This is a genomic window from Sphingobium sp. KKT206 (assembly GCF_055640555.1).
The window spans coordinates 806,235-827,460 of the sequence record NZ_CM145765.1; the positions used below are offsets into that span (position 1 = coordinate 806,235).

General features: G+C 64.3%; 21 protein-coding genes. 15 read left to right on the forward strand and 6 right to left on the reverse strand.

Features of this window, described 5'->3' with window-relative positions; genetic code table 11:
- Positions 1 to 46 precede the first annotated feature (46 nt).
- The 5 genes from cofH to ACZ2HM_RS21835 all read left to right on the forward strand — a co-directional run bounded on the left by cofH (position 47) and on the right by ACZ2HM_RS21835 (position 6,562).
- Complete coding sequence (cofH, locus tag ACZ2HM_RS21815) at positions 47 to 2,386, forward strand: 5-amino-6-(D-ribitylamino)uracil--L-tyrosine 4-hydroxyphenyl transferase CofH (protein WP_470427001.1); 2,340 nt, start codon at positions 47 to 49, stop codon at positions 2,384 to 2,386.
- Complete coding sequence (locus ACZ2HM_RS21820; protein ID WP_037479703.1) at positions 2,383 to 3,213, forward strand: SDR family NAD(P)-dependent oxidoreductase; 831 nt, start codon at positions 2,383 to 2,385, stop codon at positions 3,211 to 3,213. Before cofH ends, ACZ2HM_RS21820 begins: the two co-directional genes overlap by 4 nt.
- A complete protein-coding gene (gene npdG / locus ACZ2HM_RS21825; RefSeq protein WP_037479705.1) occupies positions 3,210 to 3,866 on the forward strand; it encodes an NADPH-dependent F420 reductase in 657 nt (218 codons plus the stop codon). Before ACZ2HM_RS21820 ends, npdG begins: the two co-directional genes overlap by 4 nt.
- An 84-nt stretch (positions 3,867 to 3,950) precedes the next feature.
- Positions 3,951 to 4,871, forward strand: a complete 921-nt coding sequence (locus ACZ2HM_RS21830; RefSeq protein WP_037479707.1) for a TIGR03619 family F420-dependent LLM class oxidoreductase — start codon at positions 3,951 to 3,953, stop codon at positions 4,869 to 4,871.
- A 35-nt stretch (positions 4,872 to 4,906) separates the two neighbouring features.
- On the forward strand, positions 4,907 to 6,562 hold the full coding sequence (locus tag ACZ2HM_RS21835) for an FAD-dependent oxidoreductase (protein ID WP_037479709.1): 1,656 nt from the start codon (positions 4,907 to 4,909) through the stop codon (positions 6,560 to 6,562).
- Positions 6,563 to 6,566: 4 nt separating this feature from the next.
- Here ACZ2HM_RS21835 and ACZ2HM_RS21840 read toward each other — a convergent pair whose 3' ends face one another.
- From ACZ2HM_RS21840 to ACZ2HM_RS21850, 3 genes are read right to left on the reverse strand one after another with little or no spacing between them, the layout of a single operon-like run.
- Entirely contained in the window at positions 6,567 to 7,640 is a 1,074-nt protein-coding gene (locus ACZ2HM_RS21840) for an LLM class flavin-dependent oxidoreductase (RefSeq protein ID WP_037480504.1), read from the reverse strand.
- 60 nt (positions 7,641 to 7,700) lie between these two features.
- Positions 7,701 to 8,774 carry an aromatic ring-hydroxylating dioxygenase subunit alpha gene (locus ACZ2HM_RS21845; protein ID WP_470427002.1) on the reverse strand — a complete coding sequence of 358 codons (1,074 nt, stop codon included), beginning with the start codon at positions 8,772 to 8,774 and terminating at the stop codon, positions 7,701 to 7,703.
- Between the two features lie 14 nt (positions 8,775 to 8,788).
- Positions 8,789 to 9,727, reverse strand: coding sequence for a Rieske 2Fe-2S domain-containing protein (locus ACZ2HM_RS21850; RefSeq protein ID WP_470427003.1), 939 nt, complete (start codon positions 9,725 to 9,727; stop codon positions 8,789 to 8,791).
- A gap of 78 nt (positions 9,728 to 9,805) precedes the next feature.
- Here ACZ2HM_RS21850 and ACZ2HM_RS21855 point away from each other — a divergent pair, with 78 nt between their 5' ends.
- The gene (locus tag ACZ2HM_RS21855; protein WP_235209595.1) at positions 9,806 to 10,459 is read left to right on the forward strand and encodes a TetR/AcrR family transcriptional regulator; all 654 of its coding nucleotides are present in this window, start codon (positions 9,806 to 9,808) and stop codon (positions 10,457 to 10,459) included.
- A 12-nt stretch (positions 10,460 to 10,471) separates the two neighbouring features.
- Here ACZ2HM_RS21855 and ACZ2HM_RS21860 read toward each other — a convergent pair whose 3' ends face one another.
- Together ACZ2HM_RS21860 and ACZ2HM_RS21865 are read right to left on the reverse strand one after the other, a co-directional pair.
- Complete coding sequence (locus ACZ2HM_RS21860) at positions 10,472 to 10,789, reverse strand: 2Fe-2S iron-sulfur cluster-binding protein (RefSeq protein ID WP_470427004.1); 318 nt, start codon at positions 10,787 to 10,789, stop codon at positions 10,472 to 10,474.
- A gap of 90 nt (positions 10,790 to 10,879) precedes the next feature.
- A complete protein-coding gene (locus tag ACZ2HM_RS21865) occupies positions 10,880 to 12,169 on the reverse strand; it encodes a sulfotransferase family protein (RefSeq protein ID WP_470427005.1) in 1,290 nt (429 codons plus the stop codon).
- Positions 12,170 to 12,304: 135 nt separating this feature from the next.
- On the opposite strand from ACZ2HM_RS21865, the gene ACZ2HM_RS21870 reads away from it, so the two are divergent.
- The 8 genes from ACZ2HM_RS21870 (at position 12,305) to ACZ2HM_RS21905 (ending at position 19,372) form a co-directional block, all read left to right on the forward strand.
- Positions 12,305 to 13,168 (forward strand): helix-turn-helix transcriptional regulator, encoded by an 864-nt coding sequence (locus ACZ2HM_RS21870; protein ID WP_470427006.1) that lies wholly within the window; start codon positions 12,305 to 12,307, stop codon positions 13,166 to 13,168.
- Positions 13,169 to 13,295: 127 nt separating this feature from the next.
- The gene (locus tag ACZ2HM_RS21875; protein ID WP_037479722.1) at positions 13,296 to 14,081 is read left to right on the forward strand and encodes an SDR family NAD(P)-dependent oxidoreductase; all 786 of its coding nucleotides are present in this window, start codon (positions 13,296 to 13,298) and stop codon (positions 14,079 to 14,081) included.
- Positions 14,082 to 14,145: 64 nt separating this feature from the next.
- Entirely contained in the window at positions 14,146 to 14,664 is a 519-nt protein-coding gene (locus ACZ2HM_RS21880) for a VOC family protein (protein WP_037479724.1), read from the forward strand.
- A complete protein-coding gene (locus tag ACZ2HM_RS21885) occupies positions 14,661 to 15,431 on the forward strand; it encodes a tyrosine-protein phosphatase (RefSeq protein ID WP_037479726.1) in 771 nt (256 codons plus the stop codon). Before ACZ2HM_RS21880 ends, ACZ2HM_RS21885 begins: the two co-directional genes overlap by 4 nt.
- A gap of 1 nt (position 15,432) precedes the next feature.
- A complete protein-coding gene (locus tag ACZ2HM_RS21890; protein ID WP_463266090.1) occupies positions 15,433 to 16,626 on the forward strand; it encodes a DUF1214 domain-containing protein in 1,194 nt (397 codons plus the stop codon).
- Positions 16,627 to 16,639: 13 nt separating this feature from the next.
- A complete protein-coding gene (locus ACZ2HM_RS21895) occupies positions 16,640 to 17,095 on the forward strand; it encodes a nuclear transport factor 2 family protein (RefSeq protein ID WP_037479728.1) in 456 nt (151 codons plus the stop codon).
- Positions 17,096 to 17,155: 60 nt separating this feature from the next.
- A complete protein-coding gene (locus ACZ2HM_RS21900) occupies positions 17,156 to 18,238 on the forward strand; it encodes a TIGR03857 family LLM class F420-dependent oxidoreductase (protein ID WP_470427007.1) in 1,083 nt (360 codons plus the stop codon).
- A gap of 3 nt (positions 18,239 to 18,241) precedes the next feature.
- Positions 18,242 to 19,372 carry a phosphotransferase family protein gene (locus ACZ2HM_RS21905; RefSeq protein WP_470427008.1) on the forward strand — a complete coding sequence of 377 codons (1,131 nt, stop codon included), beginning with the start codon at positions 18,242 to 18,244 and terminating at the stop codon, positions 19,370 to 19,372.
- 80 nt (positions 19,373 to 19,452) lie between these two features.
- On the opposite strand, the gene ACZ2HM_RS21910 is transcribed toward ACZ2HM_RS21905, so the two are convergent.
- Entirely contained in the window at positions 19,453 to 19,725 is a 273-nt protein-coding gene (locus ACZ2HM_RS21910) for a hypothetical protein (RefSeq protein WP_470427009.1), read from the reverse strand.
- A 149-nt stretch (positions 19,726 to 19,874) separates the two neighbouring features.
- Here ACZ2HM_RS21910 and ACZ2HM_RS21915 point away from each other — a divergent pair, with 149 nt between their 5' ends.
- Positions 19,875 to 21,200, forward strand: a complete 1,326-nt coding sequence (locus ACZ2HM_RS21915; protein ID WP_470427010.1) for a spinster family MFS transporter — start codon at positions 19,875 to 19,877, stop codon at positions 21,198 to 21,200.
- Positions 21,201 to 21,226: the final 26 nt, after the last annotated feature.

The following is a 21,226-nucleotide window of genomic DNA, read 5'->3' on the forward strand; positions in this document are numbered from 1 at the left end:
ATCTGCCCCGCCTGCGCCTCGGGCCGGGATAACTGCGGAGTAGGATGTGACTTTGGACGATCTGCATCGCATCGACGCGGCCGCTGGCGAGATTGCGGCCCTGCTGCGCGCCAGCACGCTGGCCGCGATGATGACGCAGGCGGAAGCGCTGACGCTGGAGGGGCATGGCGCCCGCGTCACCTATTCGCGCAAAGTGTTCATTCCGCTCACCAAATTATGCCGCGACGTCTGCCATTACTGCACCTTTGCCACCACACCGGCGCCGGCGGTCGACGCCTATCTCAGCCGCGAAGAAGTCCTGGCGATCGCGCGCGCGGGCGCTGAGGCCGGGTGCCGGGAGGCGCTGTTCACCCTGGGCGACCGGCCCGAGGACCGCTATGCCGCGGCGCGCGACGCGCTGGCCCGGCTGGGCCATGATTCCACGCTTTCCTACCTCGCCGAAATGGCGGAACTGGTCCTGCGCGAAACCGGCCTGTTGCCCCACCTCAACCCCGGCCTGATGGACGCGGCCGACTATGCCCTGCTGCGCCCCCATGCCGCGTCGATGGGCATCATGCTGGAAAGCAGCGCAGATCGGCTGTGCGCGCGTGGCGGCCCGCATTTCGGCTCGCCCGACAAGCAGCCTGCGCGTCGTCTGGCCACGATCGCGGAGGCGGGCCGCACCAAAGTGCCTTTCACCACCGGGCTGCTGATCGGCATCGGCGAAACCCGCGACGAACAGGTCGACGCGCTGGTCGCCATCCGCGACCTGCATCGCCAATATGGCCATATTCAGGAAGTCATCATCCAGAATTTCCGGGCCAAGCCGGGCACGCGGATGGCCGAACATGCCGAACCGGCGCTCGACGATCATCTCTGGACGATCGCCGCCGCGCGGCTGATCCTGGGACCGGACATGACGATCCAGGCGCCGCCCAACCTCCACGACCAAGTCGATCTTGCTCCGCTGATCCGGGCCGGGGTAAACGACTGGGGCGGGGTGTCGCCGGTGACGCCCGACCATGTGAACCCCGAAGCCCCATGGCCCCATCTGGAGACATTGGCGCAGGCCACCCGCGCCGCTGGCCGCACGCTTTCCCAACGCCTTGCCATCGGGCCACGTTACGCGCTGGCGGCGCAGGATTGGGCCGCGCCTGCGGTCGCAACCCTTATCCTGCGCGCGATCGACGGACGCGGCCTGCCCAAGCCCGACGATTGGGCCGCCGGGCATGGCGACGACGCGCCCGCGCTGATCGGCGGCGATGTCGGCCAGGCATCGGCATCGGTGCAGACGCTCCTGCGCCACGCCGAAGCTGGTGCGCGCCTGAGCGAGCGTGACATCGTCACCCTGTTCGATGCCGATGGCCACGACCTTGCTGCCATCGTCGCCCAGGCCGACCGGCTGCGGCAGGAGACTATCGGCGACACGCTGACCTATGCCGTCAATCGCAACATCAACTACACCAATATCTGCCTCTACAAATGCGGCTTCTGCGCCTTTTCGAAGGGCAGTACGAAGGCGATGCGCGGCCCCGCCTACCGGCTCGACTATGCCGAGGTTGGACGGCGCGCGGCCGAAGCATGGGATCGCGGCGCCACCGAAGTCTGCCTGCAAGGGGGCATCCATCCCGACTATGACGGCAACACCTATCTCTCCGTTCTGAAGGCCGTGCGCAAAGCCGCGCCGGACATCCATATCCACGCTTTCTCCCCGCTGGAAGTTACCCATGGCGCGCATACGCTGGGCCTGCCGCTGGAGGATTATCTGGCGCAGTTGAAGGCGGCGGGCCTCTCCACCTTGCCCGGCACCGCGGCCGAGATACTCGACCCCGAAATCCGCGCGCTGATATGCCCGGACAAGGTCAGCGCAGACGAATGGATCGAAGTGATGCGCGTGGCCCATGGCATCGGCCTGCGCAGCACCGCGACGATCATGTTCGGCCATGTCGAGGGCTATCGCCACTGGGCGCGCCACCTGCTGCGCATCCGCGCCTTGCAGGAACAGACCGGCGGCTTCACCGAATTTGTCCCCTTGCCCTTCGTCCATATGGAAGCGCCGATCTGGCGCAAGGGGCTGGCCCGGTCGGGACCAAGCTATCGCGAGGCGGTGCTGATGCACGCCATCGCCCGCATCGTCCTGCATCCGCTGATCCCCAATATCCAGGTGTCCTGGGTCAAGATGGGACCGGAGGGGGCGGCGGCAATCCTGAACGCGGGCGCCAACGACATGGGCGGCACGCTCATGGACGAATCGATCACCCGCGCGGCGGGTGGCGTCAACGGCCAGGAATTTGGCCCCACGCAAATGCGTGCGCTCGCCGCATCGGTCGGACGTCCCGTCCGCCAGCGCACTACCCTTTATGATCCGGTATCGCCCCGGCAAACCCACATCACGGAGTCCCTATGACCGATCTCTTGCACCCTCTGAAGGACAAGGTCGCGATCATCACCGGCGGCGGCAGCGGCATCGGCCGCGCCACCGCGCTGATGATGGCGCAGCGCGGCGCGAAGGTCGCGATCACCGGCCGCACCGAATCGCGCCTGTCCCATGTGGTCGACGAAATCACGGCGCAGGGCGGGCAGGCGCTCGCCGTCGCCATGGACGTGATGGAGGAAGCCTCGATCGCGGCGGGCATAACCAAGGTGGTCGATCATTTCGGCGGCCTCCATATCCTCCACAGCAACGCCGCCCAGACCGGCCTGATGCACGAAGACGCGCTGATCGCCGACATGGACGTCGCCTTCTGGGATCGCACTTTTGCCACCAACCTGCGCGGGTCGATGCTGTGCGCCAAGCACGCCATCCCCCATCTGCTGTCGGCAGGTGGCGGGTCGATCGTCTTCACAGGTTCCGGCAAGGGGCTGGCGGGCGATGTCGACTATCCTGCCTATGGCACGACCAAGGCAGGGATGCTGGGCCTCTCCAAATATATCGCCACCCAATATGGCAAGCAGGGCATCCGCTCCAACGTGGTCGTGGTCGGCCTGGTGATGACAGAGGCGCTGGACGACAATATGCCGCCAGAGGCCCAGAAGCTGATGACCGAACATAATCTGGTCGATTATCTGGGCCGGCCGGAGGATATCGCCGAAGTCGTCGCCTTCCTCGCGTCCGACCAGGCCCGTTATGTTACGGGCGCATCGATCGTCGCCGATGGCGGCTTTACATCCCATTCGGCGGTCTATGCGGACATGATGCGCTTCGCTGCCATGCAATCAGGAACCAGCGCATGAACTTTCCATCCATCGCCGTCGTCGGCGGCACCGGCAATCTGGGCGCGGCGATCGCCTGGCGCCTCGCCCGTGCGGGCTATCCCGTCGTTATCGGATCGCGCAGCGCGGACGGCGCGCAAAAGACGGCGGCGGAACTCGGCCACGGCCTCTCCGGCGCCACCAATATCGACGCGGCGGCCGGCGCGGACATCGTCATCGTCACCGTGCCCTTCGCGGCGCAGGACGCGACGCTGCGCGACATCGCGCCCCATGTCGCGGGCAAGATCGTGGTGGACACCACCGTCCCGCTGGTCCCGCCCAAGGTGATGCGCGTGCAACTCCCCGCCGAGGGATCGGCCGCGCTCCGCGCGCAGGCCGCGCTGGGCGAAGGGATGACTGTCGTGTCTGCCTTCCACAATGTCGCCGCGCACAAGCTGGCCAAGGATGTCGATGTCGGCTGCGACGTGCTGGTGTTCGGCGATGACAAGGCGGCGCGGGGCCAGGTCGTCGCGTTGGCCGACGCGATGGGCCTGCGCGGCCTGCACGGTGGCGCGCTGTGCAATTCGGCGGCGGCCGAAGCCCTGACCTCGATCCTCATCTTCCTCAACAAGACCTACAAGGTTGACGGCGCGGGCATCCGCATCACCGGCGACCTGATCCCGCCGACGGATTGAGCGCAACCCCTTCCGGGCGGAAGGTGCGACCCGGCCACCGGGCGCGCCATCCTGCCGGGCATAAACGATACAGGGGATAGAGGAATGAAGCTCAACATCGGCGTGCCCAATTCGATGCATGTGGCGGCGATGACCCAGCCATGGGAACATGCGCTGACCGGCGACGATATCGGTCGCGCGCTTAAGGTCGCTGACGATCTGGGCTTCAACAAATGCATGTTGGGCGAACATTTCATCATCCCGCAGGAACATATCGCCCTGTCTGGCGACCATTATGTCCATGGCACGGTGGCGCTCGCTTTCCTCGCCGGGCGGACATCGAAAATGCGGGTCAGCTCGTCCGTCTCCATCCTGCCGCTGCAAAGCCCGATCGTACAGGCCAAGGCCTGGTCCACGCTCGACTGGCTGAGCGGCGGCCGCGCGACCGCGCTGTTCGGCGTCGGCTGGCTGAAGGAGGAATTCGACATGCTGGGCGTCGATTTCCACAATCGCGGGCGCATGGCGGACGAATATGTCGCCGCAATCATCGAACTATGGACGTCCGACACGCCGACGTTCGAAGGGGAATTTGTCTCCTTCAAGAATGTCGGCTTCGCGCCCAAGCCGGTGCAGCAGCCGCGCCTGCCGATCTGGTTCGGCGGTGACGCGGAACCGGTGCTCAAGCGTGTCGCGAAATTCGGCGACGGCTGGTCGCCCTTCCGCACCCCGCCCGAAAAATTCCCCGCATGTCTCGACCTTATCCGCGCGCAGCCGACCTATGACGGTCGCCCGATCGACCTGTTCTTCGCGCTGGAAATGCTAAATGTCGGCGCCCATCACGAAATTATGGATGATCCCCGCGCGCCCGGCACCCGCAATGCGCAGAAAATCATCGACCAGATCGGCTGGCTGAAGGATTTGGGCGTCAACGAAACGATCGTGCCGCTGCCACCGGGCATGACGGGCCTGACCGAATATATTGAGCGCCTGCACTGGGTAGCCGAAGAAATCATGCCCAGGGTGTGAGCATTGCCCACCCGCATAGTGAATCGGAGTAGATCATGACCCAATATGATGTGGTCGTCGTCGGATCGGGCGCGGCGGGCTTGACGGCGGCGCTGCGGGCCGCTGCGGCAGGCCTGTCGGTGCTGGTGCTGGAAAAGGCCGCGCATTTCGGCGGCACCACCGCTATATCGGGGGGCGGCATCTGGGTGCCGGGCAGTCCGCAGGCGCAGGCCGCCGGGGTCGATGACAGCGCCGCGGTCGCGCGCCAATATGTGCTGGACGTCATCGGGCCAAGCGCCGACCCGGCGCTGATCGACGCCTATCTTGACGCCGCGCCGGCCATGGTCGCCTGGCTGGAAAACAACAGCGCCGTCCGCTTCCTCCTCTCGCCGCCCAGCAGCGACTGGTATCCCGACATCGCCGGGTCCGCCGACCATGGCCGCCTGCTGTCGCCCCAGGAATATGACGGCAAGAAGCTCGGCGCGCATTTCGCCGACCTGCGCCCCGCGCGCGAGGAATTCAACGCACCCGGCGGCTTCATGATCGACCTGTTCGATCTGCCCTATTTGGCGGAGATGCCTTCGCCCAAATCCCTGTTCCACTTCGGCAAGCTTGCCGCGAAATTCGGCGCGGACAAGCTGCGCCGCTACCCGCGTGGCACCCGTCTGACGATGGGCAACGCCCTTGTCGCGCGGCTGCTGCGGTCCGCGCTCGACGCGGGCATAACCCTGCGCAAGTACGCGGCGGTCGATCGCCTGCTGGTCGCCGACGGCCGCGTGACCGGCGTGCGCGTGGGTGGCGAGGATATCGCCGCCAACGTCGGCGTGCTGCTGGCGGCGGGCGGCTTTTCCGCCAGCGAGCAATTGCGCAAAGCCTATATCCCTTATGCGGAGGACCATGTCTCTATCCTCCCCTACGAAAATACCGGCGACGGCATGAATATGGGTCTGGAGGCTGGCGCATCGCTGGACGGCGACAATCTGGTCAACGCCGTTTGGGCCGTGGTATCCACCATGACCCGGCCCGACGGCTATGTCGCCCGCTACGCGCATCTGATCGACATGTCGAAACCCGGCTGCATCGCCGTCAACGGGAAGGGCGAGCGGTTCGGCAACGAAGCGTCGGTGCATTTCGTTGAGGCGATGCACGCCACCGGTACGGTGCCCGCCCATATCATCGGCGACGCCCATTGCGTCAAGACCTACGGCATGGGCATGGTGCTGCCCGGCGGCGGCGGGCTGAAAAAGCTGATCGCGGCTGGCTATGTGATCGAAGCGCCGACTCTGCGGGCACTCGCCGACAAGATCGGCGTCGATGGCGACGGCCTGCTCGCGACCGTGGCCAAGATGAATCGTTACGCCGAAACCGGCAGAGACCCCGATTTCGGCAAGGGCGATACCCAGATCGACATCGAGATCGGCGACCCGAAGCACAAACCCAACCCCTGCCTCGGCCGCGTCGAAAAGGCGCCTTTCTACGCGATCAAGATCCATCCGGGCGACGGATCGACCACGGTGGGCTTGAAGATCGACGCGCATTGTCGGGTCATCGGCACCGGTGGTGCGCCGGTCGCGGGCCTCTATGCCGCGGGGCTGGACGCCAATTCCATCTGGCGCGGCAAGTCGCCCGCCCATGGCTGCAATGTTGGTCCGGCGATGGTGACGGGCTATATTGCGGGGCAGGCGATGGCGGAAGCGCTGGTGCCCGTCTGACCGTTCAGGCGGGTTCGCTGACCCCGGCCCGCGCCTTCGCGGTGGCGACCAGTGCGTACAGACCCGCATTATAGTCGGTCATCTGCGCCATCGTCAGGTGGCGATAGGGCGTCATCGGGCAGAGCGAATCCACCACGTCCCAGAAGGGCTCGATCTTCTCCAGCACCTCGTCCACCGGGCCGCAGGTCACGAACGCCTCTACCATATCATCGGACACATTGCCGATCACCTTGGCGATGTCGCCATGTTCGCCCAGGCTCAGTTGGCAGGCCCGCGCCTGGTCGCCAAAGCCGATCGCTTCGAAGAACGGCTCATATTCCTTATAGCCCGAATAGGCGGCCACCGTCGCGCGGCTGTCGTCGATCGCCTTCTGCTTGTCGTCGTTGACCGCGATCCAAGGCCAGGCGTTAATCTCTATGTCGCTGCGCGCGCGGCCATATTTGGCCAGCGTCGCTTCGATGAAGGGCAGCTTGCTGCGCGCATAGGCCGCCGACCAGAGCGCATGGACCATCAGCCCGTCGCCAACCTCCAGCGCCAGCGCGGTCATCTTGTCCTGCAACGCAGCGATCCAGATCGGGATTTCCACACGAACTGGCGGCGCCGTCAGCATCATCTCGCCAAAATCGGCGGTGAAGTACTCGCCCTCGATCGGGTCCAGCCCGGTATGCGCGTTGGCAATGACATAGCGGATCACCTTCACGCTCTCGCGCAAATGGGTCAGCAATTTGCGTTCCGGTTCGCCATACATGCCGGTGACACAACTCTTGATGCTGGACCCCAGCCCCAGCACGAAGCGCCCGCCCGAAATCCGGTCCACGTCCATCGCCGCATAGGCGGTTTCGACCGGGCTGCGCGTGCCCGCGATCGCGACGCCGGTGCCCACCTTCAGGCTGCTGGTCAGCGCAGCCGTCGCCGCCATCGGCACGAAGGGCGGGCCGTAAATCTGGAGCGAAAAGCAACCCTCGAAGCCGACCTGCTCCATCTTCTGGCCGATCCCGCCCATCATGGGGGCGGGCAGGGTCGGCATGACCCCCCACCAGCGGCGTTCGCCGCCGACGGCGTTGACGAGCTTTGGCATGAAGCATCCCGAAAAAACCGGGCGGACCATAGTGGTCCGCCCTTCAGGGGGAGGGGGAGATCAGAACTGGAACAGTTCCTTGCGCAGGCCGATGATGTCGCTGCAATCGGCGCTCACATTATCGCGATAGGCGAAGTCGCCCTTTGCCTGGCGATCGGCCAGTTCCATCATCGCCATGCGATAACGCTGCCCGGCCTGGTCGAACTTGCTGTGCAAATCCTTGCGGTCGGTATGGCGCATGTAACGCGGGCTTTGCGGGGAGGTCATATAGCTGTCCTGCCGCGACACCTTGTAGCCCGCCTTGGGCATGACATAGCTGAACATGCGCCCGGCATTGCTGGTGTTCATGACCATTTCCATCCGCGTACGATCCCGCGTTTCAGGGGTGCAGGGGTGGAACAGCGGCACGTCGTCGCCGGGGCTGAACCGGCCATAGGCGATCGCGCAATGCGACCGCAGATAGATGCGGATCACCTGCCGCACATTCTGGGTCGGCTGCTTGATGCCGCTGAAGAATTTCATCACGGGCGCGACCGATTTATTGACGCAGGTGCGGACCATGGTGACGGTCTCGCTGTCATAATAGGTCTCGATCGTCTCGCTGTCCGACCGTTCGTCGCCCACGACGTCGGCGTGCAGGAAATCGGCATGGGTCAGGTCGATCAGATTCTCGAGGCTGATCGGCGCGGCGCTTTCGAAGCGCACCGTCGCCGTCATGTGCCGGGGCAGGCCACCCTTGGGCGGCAGGAAGGGCAGGCTGGGCAAATGGCGCGGATCGGCCGCCAGCGGATTGCCCAGCCAGATCCAGACCACCCCATAATGTTCCATCACCGGATAGTGGCCATGTGCGTCGGTATAGTCGCTCTTGTCACGCACCACGCGCTCATTGGGGTGGAACTCGCTGGCCACGACCACGCCATTGTCGCGCCACAGGAAAATCGGGTTGGAATAGACGGCACGGCGCACCGGCTTGCCCGTCACCGAATAGTCGTGGGCGACCGGGAACCAGCTGTCGCGCATCACGATATTGTGCGGAACCCAGCGGTTGACGACATTCATGGCGATCGGGCTGCCACCGGATGGCGGCGCGCTATTGTCGTCATGGGATGCGGGGTGATCGGCGATGTCTAACATGGTCAAATCCTCCTTCAGGCCGCTACGGTCTGGTCGTGGGTGTCCTGCGGCGCGTCGAGCAGGGCGTTGCGCAAATCCTCGCCATGCAGCGATACGGTCGGCTTGGTGGTCCGCAGCTTCGATCCGTCGATGGACGACAGGACGGTCAGCGGATTGACCCCGCGCAGCATCGCGCCACGCAGCCCCGGCCGACGCACGCCCAGTTCCGCGCGCCAGCGCACGGCGGTCACGCCGCGCGCTGCAGGGACGGGGGACAGCACGGCATGGAGCAGGTCGTTGAAGGCGTCGTCGCGCAGCGTCAGACGCGTCTCGCCGGTCAGCGGATGGGTGCGGGTCAGCAGCGTCAGCGGAAATTCGGCGACGAAATGCGATGGCCAATGCAGCGGGTGCCATTGGCAACTGCGCTCCATCACCAGCATCCCGCCCTCTTCATGCAGTTCGGACATGATATAGGGGCTGAACCGCACGCCCCGGATCGCCAGGATCAGCGCGGGATCGTCATACAGGGCATCGAGATATTCCTGATGGCCGCAACTGACGTTGACCGTGCCGATATAGCCATATTTAGGGTCAGCGCTCAGTGGCGCCTCTGCCTTGGGGTTCAGGCAGACGCGCACGAAGCCGGCCTGTTCGCTGACGCCGAAGGCATTGGCCTTGTAAAGCGGCGGAAATTTCTGTTGATCCTTCATGTTTGGGATCTCTTTCAGCCGCCCCGTCTCGCCATCATAGCTCCAGCCATGATAGCCGCACTGGATCAGCCCGTTGTCGCGGATACAGCCCAGCGACAGCGGCGCGCGGCGGTGGGGACAGCGATCCTCCAGCGCGCGGGCAATGCCCTGATGGTCGCGCCACAGCACCACCGGCTGGTCGCCAATGTCCACCGACAGCGGCTTTTTGGACGTGACTTCCTCAGACCGGGCGACGGCCCACCAAAGATCGGTATCGAGACTCATAGCGGTTATCCTTACTCCTGCGATTAAATTGACGTATGACAATTTATATGTCAACGTCTTTTCACTATGGATCAGCAGATGCTCGATCGACCCCAGCGCGCCCGTGGCCGCCCCGCCCTCAATGCCGTCCAGGCCTTGGATGAGGACCAGTTGCTTGGGCTTGCCTTCGCGACCTTCGCCGAACGCGGCTATGAAGGGACGACGCTGCGCGACCTGTCCAAGCGGCTGGGCGTCAGCCATAATCTGCTCAACGTCCGCTTCGGGCGGAAGGAGGATTTGTGGGTCCGCGCAGTCGATTGGCGCATGGCGCAGGCATCGCCCTTCGTCGAAGCCGCGTTCGACGAACCCGCAGACGCCGAAGTCCGCCTGCGCCACCTGATCCAGCGCTTCTGCCTCTGGGCGACCCGCAATGGCGACATCGTCTCGCTCACCAATGTCGAAGGATGCCGCTCGACCTGGCGGCTCGACCATATCGTCGAACATTTCGTGCTGCCGTTCCAGCGGCGACTGGACGATCTGCTGGACGCGGTGCGGCGGCAACGGCCGGTGCACGATCTGTCCACCCCCGCGCTGATGGCATTGCTGGTACAGGGGGTGGGCTTCTACTTCTCCGCCGTGCCGATGCAACAGCGGCTGGGGGCAGGGGGCGAAGTCGATGACGCCCATGCCGCCGCGCAGGCCGACCGGCTGGCCGGTTTCCTGCTCGCCGCGCTGCTGCCGCCCGTCGCCTGACCCGCGCTGCCGTCAATCTTCGGGCGCGATCGTGACGGTCATGCCCGACAGGGCCTGCGTCAACATGATCTGGCACGACAGGCGCGAAAGGTCGTTGCGATGCGACGATCCGTCGAGCAGGTCGCTTTCATCTTCCGTGACCGGCGGCAGGCTCGCGGCGACCGCGGGGTCGACATAGACATGGCAGGTCGCGCACGAACAGCAGCCGCCACACAGCGCCAGCAATTCGTCGAAGCCGGCATCGCGGATGACTTCCATCACAGAAATGTCGGCGGGCGCATCGATCGTCTTGCAGGTGCCGTCGCGGGTGATGACGTTCAGTTCGGGCATGATATTCCTCGTCTGGAATCGGAATGGTCGACCAGCTTTATGCACACGGACACGCCGCCCTGCCTGCCGGAAGACAGGGCGGGACGCGCTCTATTTCACTTCGATCGCAACCGGAAACCGATCGAAATAGAAGGTGAAGGGCCGCCGCAACTCTTCGGCGGTGACATGGAAATCGCGTTCCAGGTCATAGACGATCTTGCCCTTCGTCTGCTCGCCATGCTCGGCCAGATAGAGATGTAGGTCGGCCAGCACCTCATTGGTCAGGGGGATGTTGGCGATGCGGTAAATTTCCTTCAGGATCGGATCGGGATTTTTGATCCAATCGTGGAAATAGACGTCGATCGTCTGATTGGGCGGCAATATGTCGCGGTCCCGCACGCAGGCGCGCAACAGCCTCTCATAGCGGTCGGGCCAATAGCCCAGCGGCTCCTGTAAATCGACCCACTTGCGAAACATCCGCGCTGCGTAAGTATACATGGTCAGTTGCGACCGGATCGACCCCACCGGATCGCGATGGGTGATGACGAAGGTCGCGTCGGGGAAGATCTTATACAGCGCGGGCAATTGCTCCATATGCTGCGGGCATTTGATAACCCAGCGGTTGGGGCCGTTCAGGAATGTCAGTACCTGCAACGCCTTCTTCAGATAGGCATAGGTGCCCGACTGGTCATGGCTCAGATAATAGTCGCGCCAGCGCGGCACCATTGCCAGCCATTCGATCAGGTAGGAGGAGAAATCGGGCGCCTGCAACTCGATATCCTCACTGATATGGTCGGGCGAAAATTCATGCATGATCGCCATGTGCGGCAGGATAGACTCCATCATCCGCCACCCCTGTTCCGCCTTGGTCCAGCGCGGATTGGCGTCGTCGGGCGTCGGCGCCTCGTCGGGCGCGGGCACCGGCGCGATGGCCTCCCACCAGGGCAGCGACCGGAAACGGCGATCGGCCGACAACAGCCCCAGCAAATGCGTCGTGCCCGATCGCGGCAGGCCCGCGACGATGATCGGCCGCTCGATCGGGATGTCCACTATCTCCGGGTGGCGCTTGACGATATCCTCGATCCGCAACCGGGTCGCGGCATAGCGGATCATCATCTGGAACAGGGTGGCGCGGGCGACGGCGGACGCATTGGCATCCTCGTCGATCGCCTGGCACCACACCGCCAACCGTTCGCGAAAATCCGCCGCGCCGAAATCCGACAGGCCGGTCTGCGCCTGCGCCGCGCCCAATATGAACGCGGGCTGGAACACGATCTGGTCCGCCGCCGCCTCGGCCCCGGCCATCACCTGTTTCTGAACCTCAGTTAGCACCGGATGATGTAGATCGGTAATGTCGATGATGTTCCAGCGTGCGGCCACATCTTGCGGGGAACTGCCCATGTCGCTCTCCTGTTTTTGTTGGCGCATCTAATCGTGCCGACCCTGTCGTCGGCAAGGTGCGGGGCCATCGCCGCTGCGCCAATTGCTACGCCATCGCGCCAAAGGGTCAGGGAAAGGCCCAAGCGGAGAGGATGAATGGACGCTGCTTCCCAAGTCTATGACCTGCCCGTCACGTCCGCCATCGACTGCACAGTCAATGGGCGGATCGCGTTGCCGGGCTTGGTAATGGAACTGCACCATTACCGTTTTCGCGGGGCGCAGGCGGGCGTCTTCTCCTCGCCCCGCAGCTTTCTCGACCTGGCGTTGTCGCCCCGTCCCGGCCCACCCTGCGGCGGCTATGACACGCCCTGCAACGCACTGGGCGATATCCTCTTCATTCCGGCCGGCACGCCGCTGCACACCGCCTGGGGAGAGGGAAAACAGACGTCGATCTGCTGCGGCTTCGACGGCGCAGCGTTCGACGGCGAAGATATGGCCATGTCGGAGGCGGCCTTGCAGGCATCGCTCGACGTCCGCAGCCCGGCCGTACGCGACGGGCTGCGGCGCATCGCGGACGAGATCGCCGCGCCGGGCTTTTGTAGCGATATGCTGGCGCAGGCCCTGTGGGTGCAGGCCTGGGTCGATCTGCAACGCTATCTGCGCCTTTCGGTCAAGGAAGAGGGCGCACGCTCCGGGCTGTCCCGTGCGCAGGTCCGGCGGATCACCGATCGCATCGAACAACCCGGCAAGCCCCCGACCGTCGCCGATCTGGCAGCGGAGTGCGGCCTGTCCAACCGCCATTTCTTCCGCCAGTTCCGCGCCGCCACCGGTCAGACACTCACCCATTATGTTACAGATCGCAAGATCAATCGGGCCAGACAGTTGCTGCGCCAAGTGGGGCCCGCAATTAAGGTTGTTGCCTGGGAGTGTGGATTCGATAGCGCAGCGGCCTTTTCTTCTGCTTTTCGTAGAGCTACCGGGATCACCCCCCGACAGTTTCGGAAAACGATGCTACATTGAGAGCAAGGCGTTTTTGCGATGCCTTTGGCGTGACTGCGAAAGTCGGCATGCTTGTCGCCGAGTGATTTCCCCAACACTGTTACGCCAAAGCGCTGCCCCATGACGGGCGGCTATCAGGAGACACGCTATGCCGGAAAATCTGTTCGATCTTAGCGGCAAAGTGGCGCTGGTCACTGGTGCCAATTCGGGACTGGGGTTCGGCTATGCCAGGGGGCTGGCCCGTGCAGGAAGCGACATCATCCTGTGGGGTCGTCGCTCGGATCGAAATGAAGAGGCAACGCATGCGTTGCGTCAATATGGGGTCCGAGTGTTTGCCGACAGCGTCGATGTGGCCAGCGAACCAGCAATCGTAGCTGGTTTTGCTCGTGCGCTCGACGCGATGGGCCGGGTCGATACATTGGTCGCCAATGCGGGTATCGCCACCCAGGTTGCCTTCACCGACATGGATGTAGGAACATACCGCAAACTGATCGACGTCAATCTCGATGGCGCAGTCTTTGCGCTGCGGGAAACCGCTCGGCATATGAAGGCAAGGGCTGAGGCCGGCGATCCGGGCGGGTCACTCATCATCTGCGGCAGCGGGTCTATCTTTCAGGGCGTACCTACCATGGCCCATTACGGCATCGCCAAGGGCGCCCTTAATTCTCTGGCCAAGGCGCTAGCCGCCGAACTGGGTCCGATCGGAGTGCGCTGCAACGTCATCGCGCCGGGCTTCATCGAAACCGACATGACCTTTGCCGACCCCGCCATCGGCCAGATGCTCGCTGACATGGTCGCGGCCAAAGCACCACTGGGCCGCGCGGGCAAGCCCGCCGATCTGGAAGGCGCTGTCGTCTATCTCGCCAGCGACATGGCCGCCTATCATACGGGCGACACGCTGGTCATCGACGGTGGCAAGCTGTTCGCCAACTGACCGTCCGGCAGGTGCCAGGCCAGCCGCGATGCGGCTGATCGGGCACGCCTTATAGGAGAAGCGCATGTTCGCCCGGCCCAACAGCCATCATAGCCAGATCGCCTATGTGACCAACGATCTGGCCGCCGCCATGGCCCGGCTGACCGCCGAATACGGCACGCCGGGCTTTTTCGAAATGTCGAACATCCAGCCGGGCGAAAACTCGGCGGGCAAGCCGGTGCTCAAGATCGCGCTGGCGCTGGTCGGCGGGGTCGAGGTCGAACTGATCGAACCGATTGGCGACACCGCGCCACTGTTTAGCGACGTCCTGCCCGGCGGCGACGATCTGGCCATCCGCTTCCACCATATCGCTGCCCGCATCGACGGTCCGCTCTCCAACTGGGACGCGCATGTCGCCTCGCTCGACCTAACTACGCATCCGGTCGCGTTCGACGGGGCGATCGGCGACATGCTGCGCTACATCTACACCGACGAGCGCGCCACGCTGGGCCATTATGTCGAACATGTCTGGATGTCGCCGGACCTGCTGGCCCAGATGCGCGGCATCGTGCCTGCCTACCCTCCACTGGAAAGTCCGTCATGACCCTTGCCCTGTCCCGCCTCAACTTCCGCGATATCGGCGGACTGCCGACCCGCGATGGCCGGCAGGTGCGACCCGGCATCCTGTACCGATCCGAAGGCCCGGCCAGTTTCCTTGCAGACCATCATGCCGAACTGGCCGAACTGGGCTTTCGCACCGTCGCCGACCTCCGCTCGGACATGGAGCGCGAAAAGGCGCCCCATGACTGGTGCGGGGCCGATTGCCGCATCCTTGATCTCGACATGAACACCGACCTGCGCGCGCAGGGCGAAGATATGTGGATGACGCTAGGCCGCGACCCGACACAGGCGCGCGCCATCGCCGTGATGACTCATAATTATGGCCTGATGCCCCAGGCGTTCCTGCCCCATGTCGGGCCGATGGTCGACGCGCTGCTGGCGGGCGACACGCCGATGCTGGTCCACTGCACGGCGGGTAAGGACCGGACCGGCGTGGTGGTCGCCCTGATCCTCGACCTGCTGGGCGTCCCGCGCGATGCGATCGCCGAAGATTATCGCAAGTCCGATGTGTTCGGCCAGAATTTGGTGATGTCGGGCCATCTGAAGGGCGATCTGCAAAAGACGTTCGGCTTTGTTCCGCCTGACGACATGGTCGCGGTGCTGATCGGCGTCCATGCCGATTTCCTGAACCGCGCGCTTGATGTCGTGGCGTCGCAATGGGGCGGGATCGACGGCTATTTTCAGGCGGCGGGTGTGGATGCCGATCGGCGCGACGCGCTGCGGCAAACTCTCGTTACTGGCGGAGAATGAGATGACGGACACTGCGATCTACGAATGGGAACAGTTGCTCGACCAACTGCGCCCGCTGGGCCAGCAAATGCGCGATCGCATCCCGGCGCGGCTGCATGAAGACCCGCAGGTGATGCAGGAGGCCATGCGTCTGCTGCTTTCCAGCGTCCTGCGCACCACCAACGACGCGATCATGCATGACCGCAGCCATCCGATCTTCGTGCCCGAACTCAATATCTGCCAGAATATCTTTCAGCCCAATGCAGACACCATCTACAAGGCGGCGTTGATCGAAAAGGGCGGCACCTATCGCATCCGGGGCGATCGCGGCACGACCCGGATGATGATCCTGGCGCAGCTTGGCCCCGACACCCTGCGCACCGGCCAGCATCATCCTGCACAGGACGCCAATGATTTCGACGATCTGGCCGTCGGCCCGGACGGCGCGTTCGACGTCATCCTCTCGCCGACCCGGCCGGAGGGCCACAGCGGCGACTGGTGGGAATTGAAACCGGACACCGAAAAGCTGATGGTCCGCATCGTCGGTTGCGACTGGGGCGTGGAGCGTGAACCGCGCCTAGGCGTCGTCCGGCTGGATGCGGACAAAGCGGCCAAGGGGCGCCCGACGCTGGCGCAACTGGCGCATCGCTTTGCCGAAATACCGAAAACCGCGGCGGTCTGCGCCCTGGCCTTCCCCGATAAGGTGCAGAAGCTGCGCGACGAAGGCCTCATCAACACGCTGAAAGTCGTGGACTTCTCGCAGATGACCGGCCTTGCCCGCCAATCCTATTATGAGGGCGTCTATGATCTGGGCGATGACGAAGCGCTGATTACCGCAGTAGCGATCCCGGCCGACGTCGCCTATTGGTCGCTCATCCTGACCAATGACCTCTATGAAACGACCGACTGGTATCACAACCAGTCGAGCCTGAACGATGCGCAGGCTGTGATCGATGGTGACGGCGTGTTCCGCGCGGTCATTTCTGCGCGCGATCCGGGCGTCCATAACTGGCTCGATACGGCGGGCTATGCGAGCGGCGCTGTCCAGGGCCGCTGGTTCAACAGCGAAGCCCGGCCCACGCCGACAATGCGCAAAGTGAAGCTGGCCGACGTCCGCAGCCATCTGCCCCCCGACACGGTGCTGGTAACGCCGGAAGCGCGCGACGCCGCGATCCGTGAGCGCACATTGCGCGCCCATATGCGCGTCATCTGGTGAGGTCGATATTATCATGAGCGACGCACTGGCCATGCTGCTAGATTATGAGGCGATCCGTCAGGTGAAGGCGCGCTATTGCCGCCTGCTCGATGCCAAGGATTGGGACGGCTTCATCGCCCTGTTCACGCCCGACGCAGTGATGGACGTGCAGGAAGATACCGGAAACCCGCCGATCACCGGCCATGCCGCGATTCTGGAGCAGGTCCGCTCCGCCGTCATCGACGCGCAGACCGCGCATCAGGTCCATTCGTCCGAAATCGCCCTGCGAGGCGATAGCGCCGATGTCGTCACCGCCATGCAGGACCGGGTGGTCTGGGCGCCCGGCACATGCCCGATCCCCGGCGGTGCATCGATCACCGGCTTTGGCCACTACACCGAACGCTATGTGCGCGTGGACGGTGGATGGAAGATCGCGTTCCTCAAACTCACCCGCCTCACTGTCGAAGTGCATCCCGCGCCTGTCCTTTGACAGGTTGCGAAGCGTCGCTCGCGCGGCAATCCTGTCTCTATAGATTTGAGAGGACAGGATATGACGGCAGCAATGGAACCCGGCGCGCAGGCGCTGTTCGACAAGTTCGGCACCTATATCCTGCCTGGACGGGTCAGCGATCCGCGCCGGGGTATCGAGGAAGCGCAGGAGGCTGAGCGTATCGGCCTTGGCTGCGTGTGGATTTCCGAACGCTATGCGCTGAAGGAACCCGCCGTCCTTGCAGGCGCCGTGTCGCAGGCGACGTCGAAGATCCGCATCACCGGCACCATGTACGCAACGATGCGCCACCCGCTCGTCACCGCTAGCGTCGCGGACCTGATGCAGGCGTTGAGCGGCGACCGTTTCCGCCTGATGTTCGCGCGCGCCGTCCCGGCCTATATGAAGATGCTGGGATCGCCGCCGATCACGATGGAACGGCTGGCCGACCTGATTTCCATCTGCCGTCGCCTGTGGGCGGGGGAGAAGGTCGATTATGAAGGCGTGCTGGGCAAATTCCCCGCGATCAGCCTGACCGATCGCCATGGCGGCACCCCGCCGCCGATCATCTTCACCGCCATTGGCCCCAAAAGCCTAGAATTTGCCGGCGAACATTGCGACGGCGTGCTGCTGCATCCCTTCGTGTCGGCGCAGGGGGTGAAGAACAGCACGAAGATCGTGCGTGACGCAGCGGAAAAAGCCGGGCGTGATCCTATGGCGGTCCGCATCTACCACAATATCATCGTCGCCCCCGACCTGCCCAAGGATGAGGAGGAAGCCGTCGTCGGCGGCCGCGCCATCACCTATTTCGAACTGCCCGGTTTCGGCGACCTGATCGTGGACATCAACGGCTGGGACAAGGGCGTGCTGGACCAGATCCGCGCCCATCCCAAGATCGCCAGCCTGAACGGCAAACCCGCCGATCAGGCCTATACGCGCCAGGAACTGGTCGATGTCAGCAAACTGATCCCGCAACACTGGCTGGACGAGGGCGCTGCTGTCGGCACCGCCGCGCAATGCGCCGATCAGCTGATGGACTTTCTGGATGCGGGGGCGGACGAAATCCTGCTCCACGGCGCCTCGCCCAAGGATATGGGGCCGCTGACCACCGAACTGAAGCGCGCGCTGGCGGCAAAGGGCCTGTAGGCGATGGACTATCTGACGCCCGACCGCATCACTACCCAGTTGCAACTTTGGCTGGCCAGCGAAAAGCCCGACTGGCGCGACATTGTCGTTTGTCCACTCAACGTGACCCTGGGCGCGGGCTTTTCGGCCGACATCTTCTTCGTCGACGTCGATTATGTCGACCCGGCGGGGCCACAGAATCAGACGCTGGTGGTGCGCCGCCAGCCGATGGACCTGGAAGTCGTGTTCGGCAGCAGCCTGGCGCTACAGGGCAAGATGATGGCGGCGCTCTACGCGCGCGGCGACCTGCCCGTGCCGCCCTGGATCGGCATGCACCTGGAACCCGACATATTGGGCCTGCCCTTCCTGGTCATGGGCAAGGTGGACGGCGAATGCGCCAAGCAGAAACCTAATTATAATCTCGACGGCTGGCTGGTCGACATGACCCCCGACCAGCGCCGCGCCAGCTTCACCAACGCCATCGCCGCCTTCGCCACCCTGGCGACGATCGACTGGCGCGATGGCTTTGAATTTCTCGCCCAGCCCGAAAATGGCGCGCCGGGCCTCGACCAATATGTCGGCGCGCTCGAAGCCTGGCACCGGGCCGCGGGACGTGGCCGGCCGATGCCGATAGTCGATGCCGCCATGGCCTATGTCCGCGGGAATATGCCTGCGGACGCGGGCGTCAACGTGCTGTGGGGCGACCCAACGCCGTCCAACGTCATGTTCGCGCCCGACGGCAGCGTCAACGCGCTGATCGACTGGGAACTCGCCGCGCTGGGCCCCGCGGAACTCGACCTGGCCTGGTGGCTCTATTTCGACGATCTGTTCGGCCGCCGTTTCGGCGTCACCCGGCTGGAGGGATTGCCGGACCGCGACGAGACGATCGCGATCTGGGAAGCCGCATCCGGGCAAAAGGCACAGCATCTCGATTATTACGACATCGTCGCCGCGCTGCGCATGGCGTTGGTCGCGGTCGGCGCGTTCGACCGGCAAGTCGGCATCGGCAATATCCCTGCCACCAACCGGTCGTTGCAGGATAATTTCATGACGCTCTATCTGGCGGAAAAGCTGGGCCTGCCCATTCCAGAGCTTGGCCCGGACTTCGCTGCATTCATGCAAAATCTCGTCCCGCTCGAAGACAAGGCGGCCTGACGCGGGTTCCGCGTGGCCGCCATGCCTGCCTATAAGCGGGGGCGGGGGGCATGGTCCGCCGCCCCGCCCGCTACAAAGGTTCAGAGCTTCTTGAGGTCAGCGTTCGACAGGCTGGTGGTGACGCCCTTGTCGCTCGCGGTCAGCGTGGCGGCCGGAATGGTGATGAACTTGCCGCGATAGATGAGGCGCACGGCGGCTACCGCGCCGTCATCGCCCGTCACCACCTTTTCGATCTTGCCGATCTTGGTCCCCTCGGCGGAAAAGATCGCTTCGTTACGGTCGATCGCGGGGGCCTGGGCCAGCGCAGGCGTCGCCAGGCCCAGCGCCGCGATCGCGATGATGATCGTCTTCATATGCAAAAATCCTTCTGTCGATAATGCCGATCTGTTGCCGCAGCAGCGGGATGGTTTCAACAGGAAACTGATACAAATAGAAAAGAATCTGTTCTATCTGTATCGTGCTATCGGCGCAAAGCCGGGGAAGAGGCTGAAAGGGAATGCGGATGGGGAAGACCGGTTTTGGCGCGCGCGACCGCTGGTTCCTGCTGCTGCTGGGCGCGATCTACATGTTCAACTTCATCGACCGCACGATCATCGCGGTGGTGGGCGAAGCGATTCGCCACGACCTGCAACTCAGCGACCTGCAATTGGGGATGCTCGGCGGCCTCGCCTTCTCGCTCTTCTACGCGGCGCTCGGCATCCCGCTGGCGCGGCTGGCCGAACGCTATAGCCGGGTGCGCATCATCGCCGCCGTGACCGTGCTCTGGTCCTTCATGACCGCGCTGTCGGGCGCGGCGGGCAGCTATCTTCAGCTGTTACTCTGCCGCATGGGCGTGGGCGTGGGAGAGGCCGGCTTCACCCCCGCGCTAGTGTCGATGATCTCCGACCGTTTCGATCCGGCGCGCCGCGCTGTCGTCTTTTCCCTGATCGCGCTTGGCGTGCCCTTGGGCGGCGCCATCGCCGCGATCGGCGGCGGCGCCATTGCCCAGCATTTCGGCTGGCGGCTGGCCTTGCTGGCGGTCGGCGCGCCGGGGTTGCTGCTGGCGCTCTTGCTGTTCCTGACTATCCCCGAACCCGTCCGCACCGATGCGGGCGACCGGGCGGATACGCCCCCCTTCGGCGCGGTGCTGCGGCGGCTGGGGCGCTCCCCCGCCTTCCTGCACCTGACCTTCGGCAGCGGCTTTGTCGGCATGGTCGGGTTCGGCACCAACCTGTTCCTCATTCCCCTGCTGGTGCGCCGCTACGACCTGCCCCTGGCGCAGGCGGGCATGGTCTTCGCGCTTTCCTTCAGCCTGGCTACGATGGTAGGGCAGGGCAGCGGCGGTTATCTGATCGGCGGTCTGATCCGGCGCGACATGCGCTGGGGCGGCTGGGCTCCCGCCATCGCAGTGGGCCTTGCGCTGCCGCTCTATCTGCTGGCCATCCACCAGAGCGACTGGCGCTGGCTAGTGGGCTTCCTGTTCCTGGCCACCACTTTGCTCTACGCCTTCATTCCCGCGATCATGACGATCACCCAGTCGCTGGTCGAACCGCGGATGCGCGCCTCGGCCGCCGCGCTGCACAGCTTTGGCCAGACGGTCGCGGGTCTAGGCCTGGGGTCGGTGGTGCTGGGCTATCTCAGCGACCGACTCGCCGCTTTCCTCTATGCAGGCGATTATGCCGCCGACTGCCTGGCATCGGCCTCCGCGCGGCCCACACCCGCCTGTCTTGCCGCCTCGGCGGACGGCCTGCAGCTGAGTATGCAGGTCGCCGCCTGCGTCCTGGTGCTGGCGGTGATCCACTATATGCTCGCCGCCAAAGACCTGCCGGGGGAGGCAAATGCGTCGTGACGGGCCGCAAAGCTGTCGATGTTCGG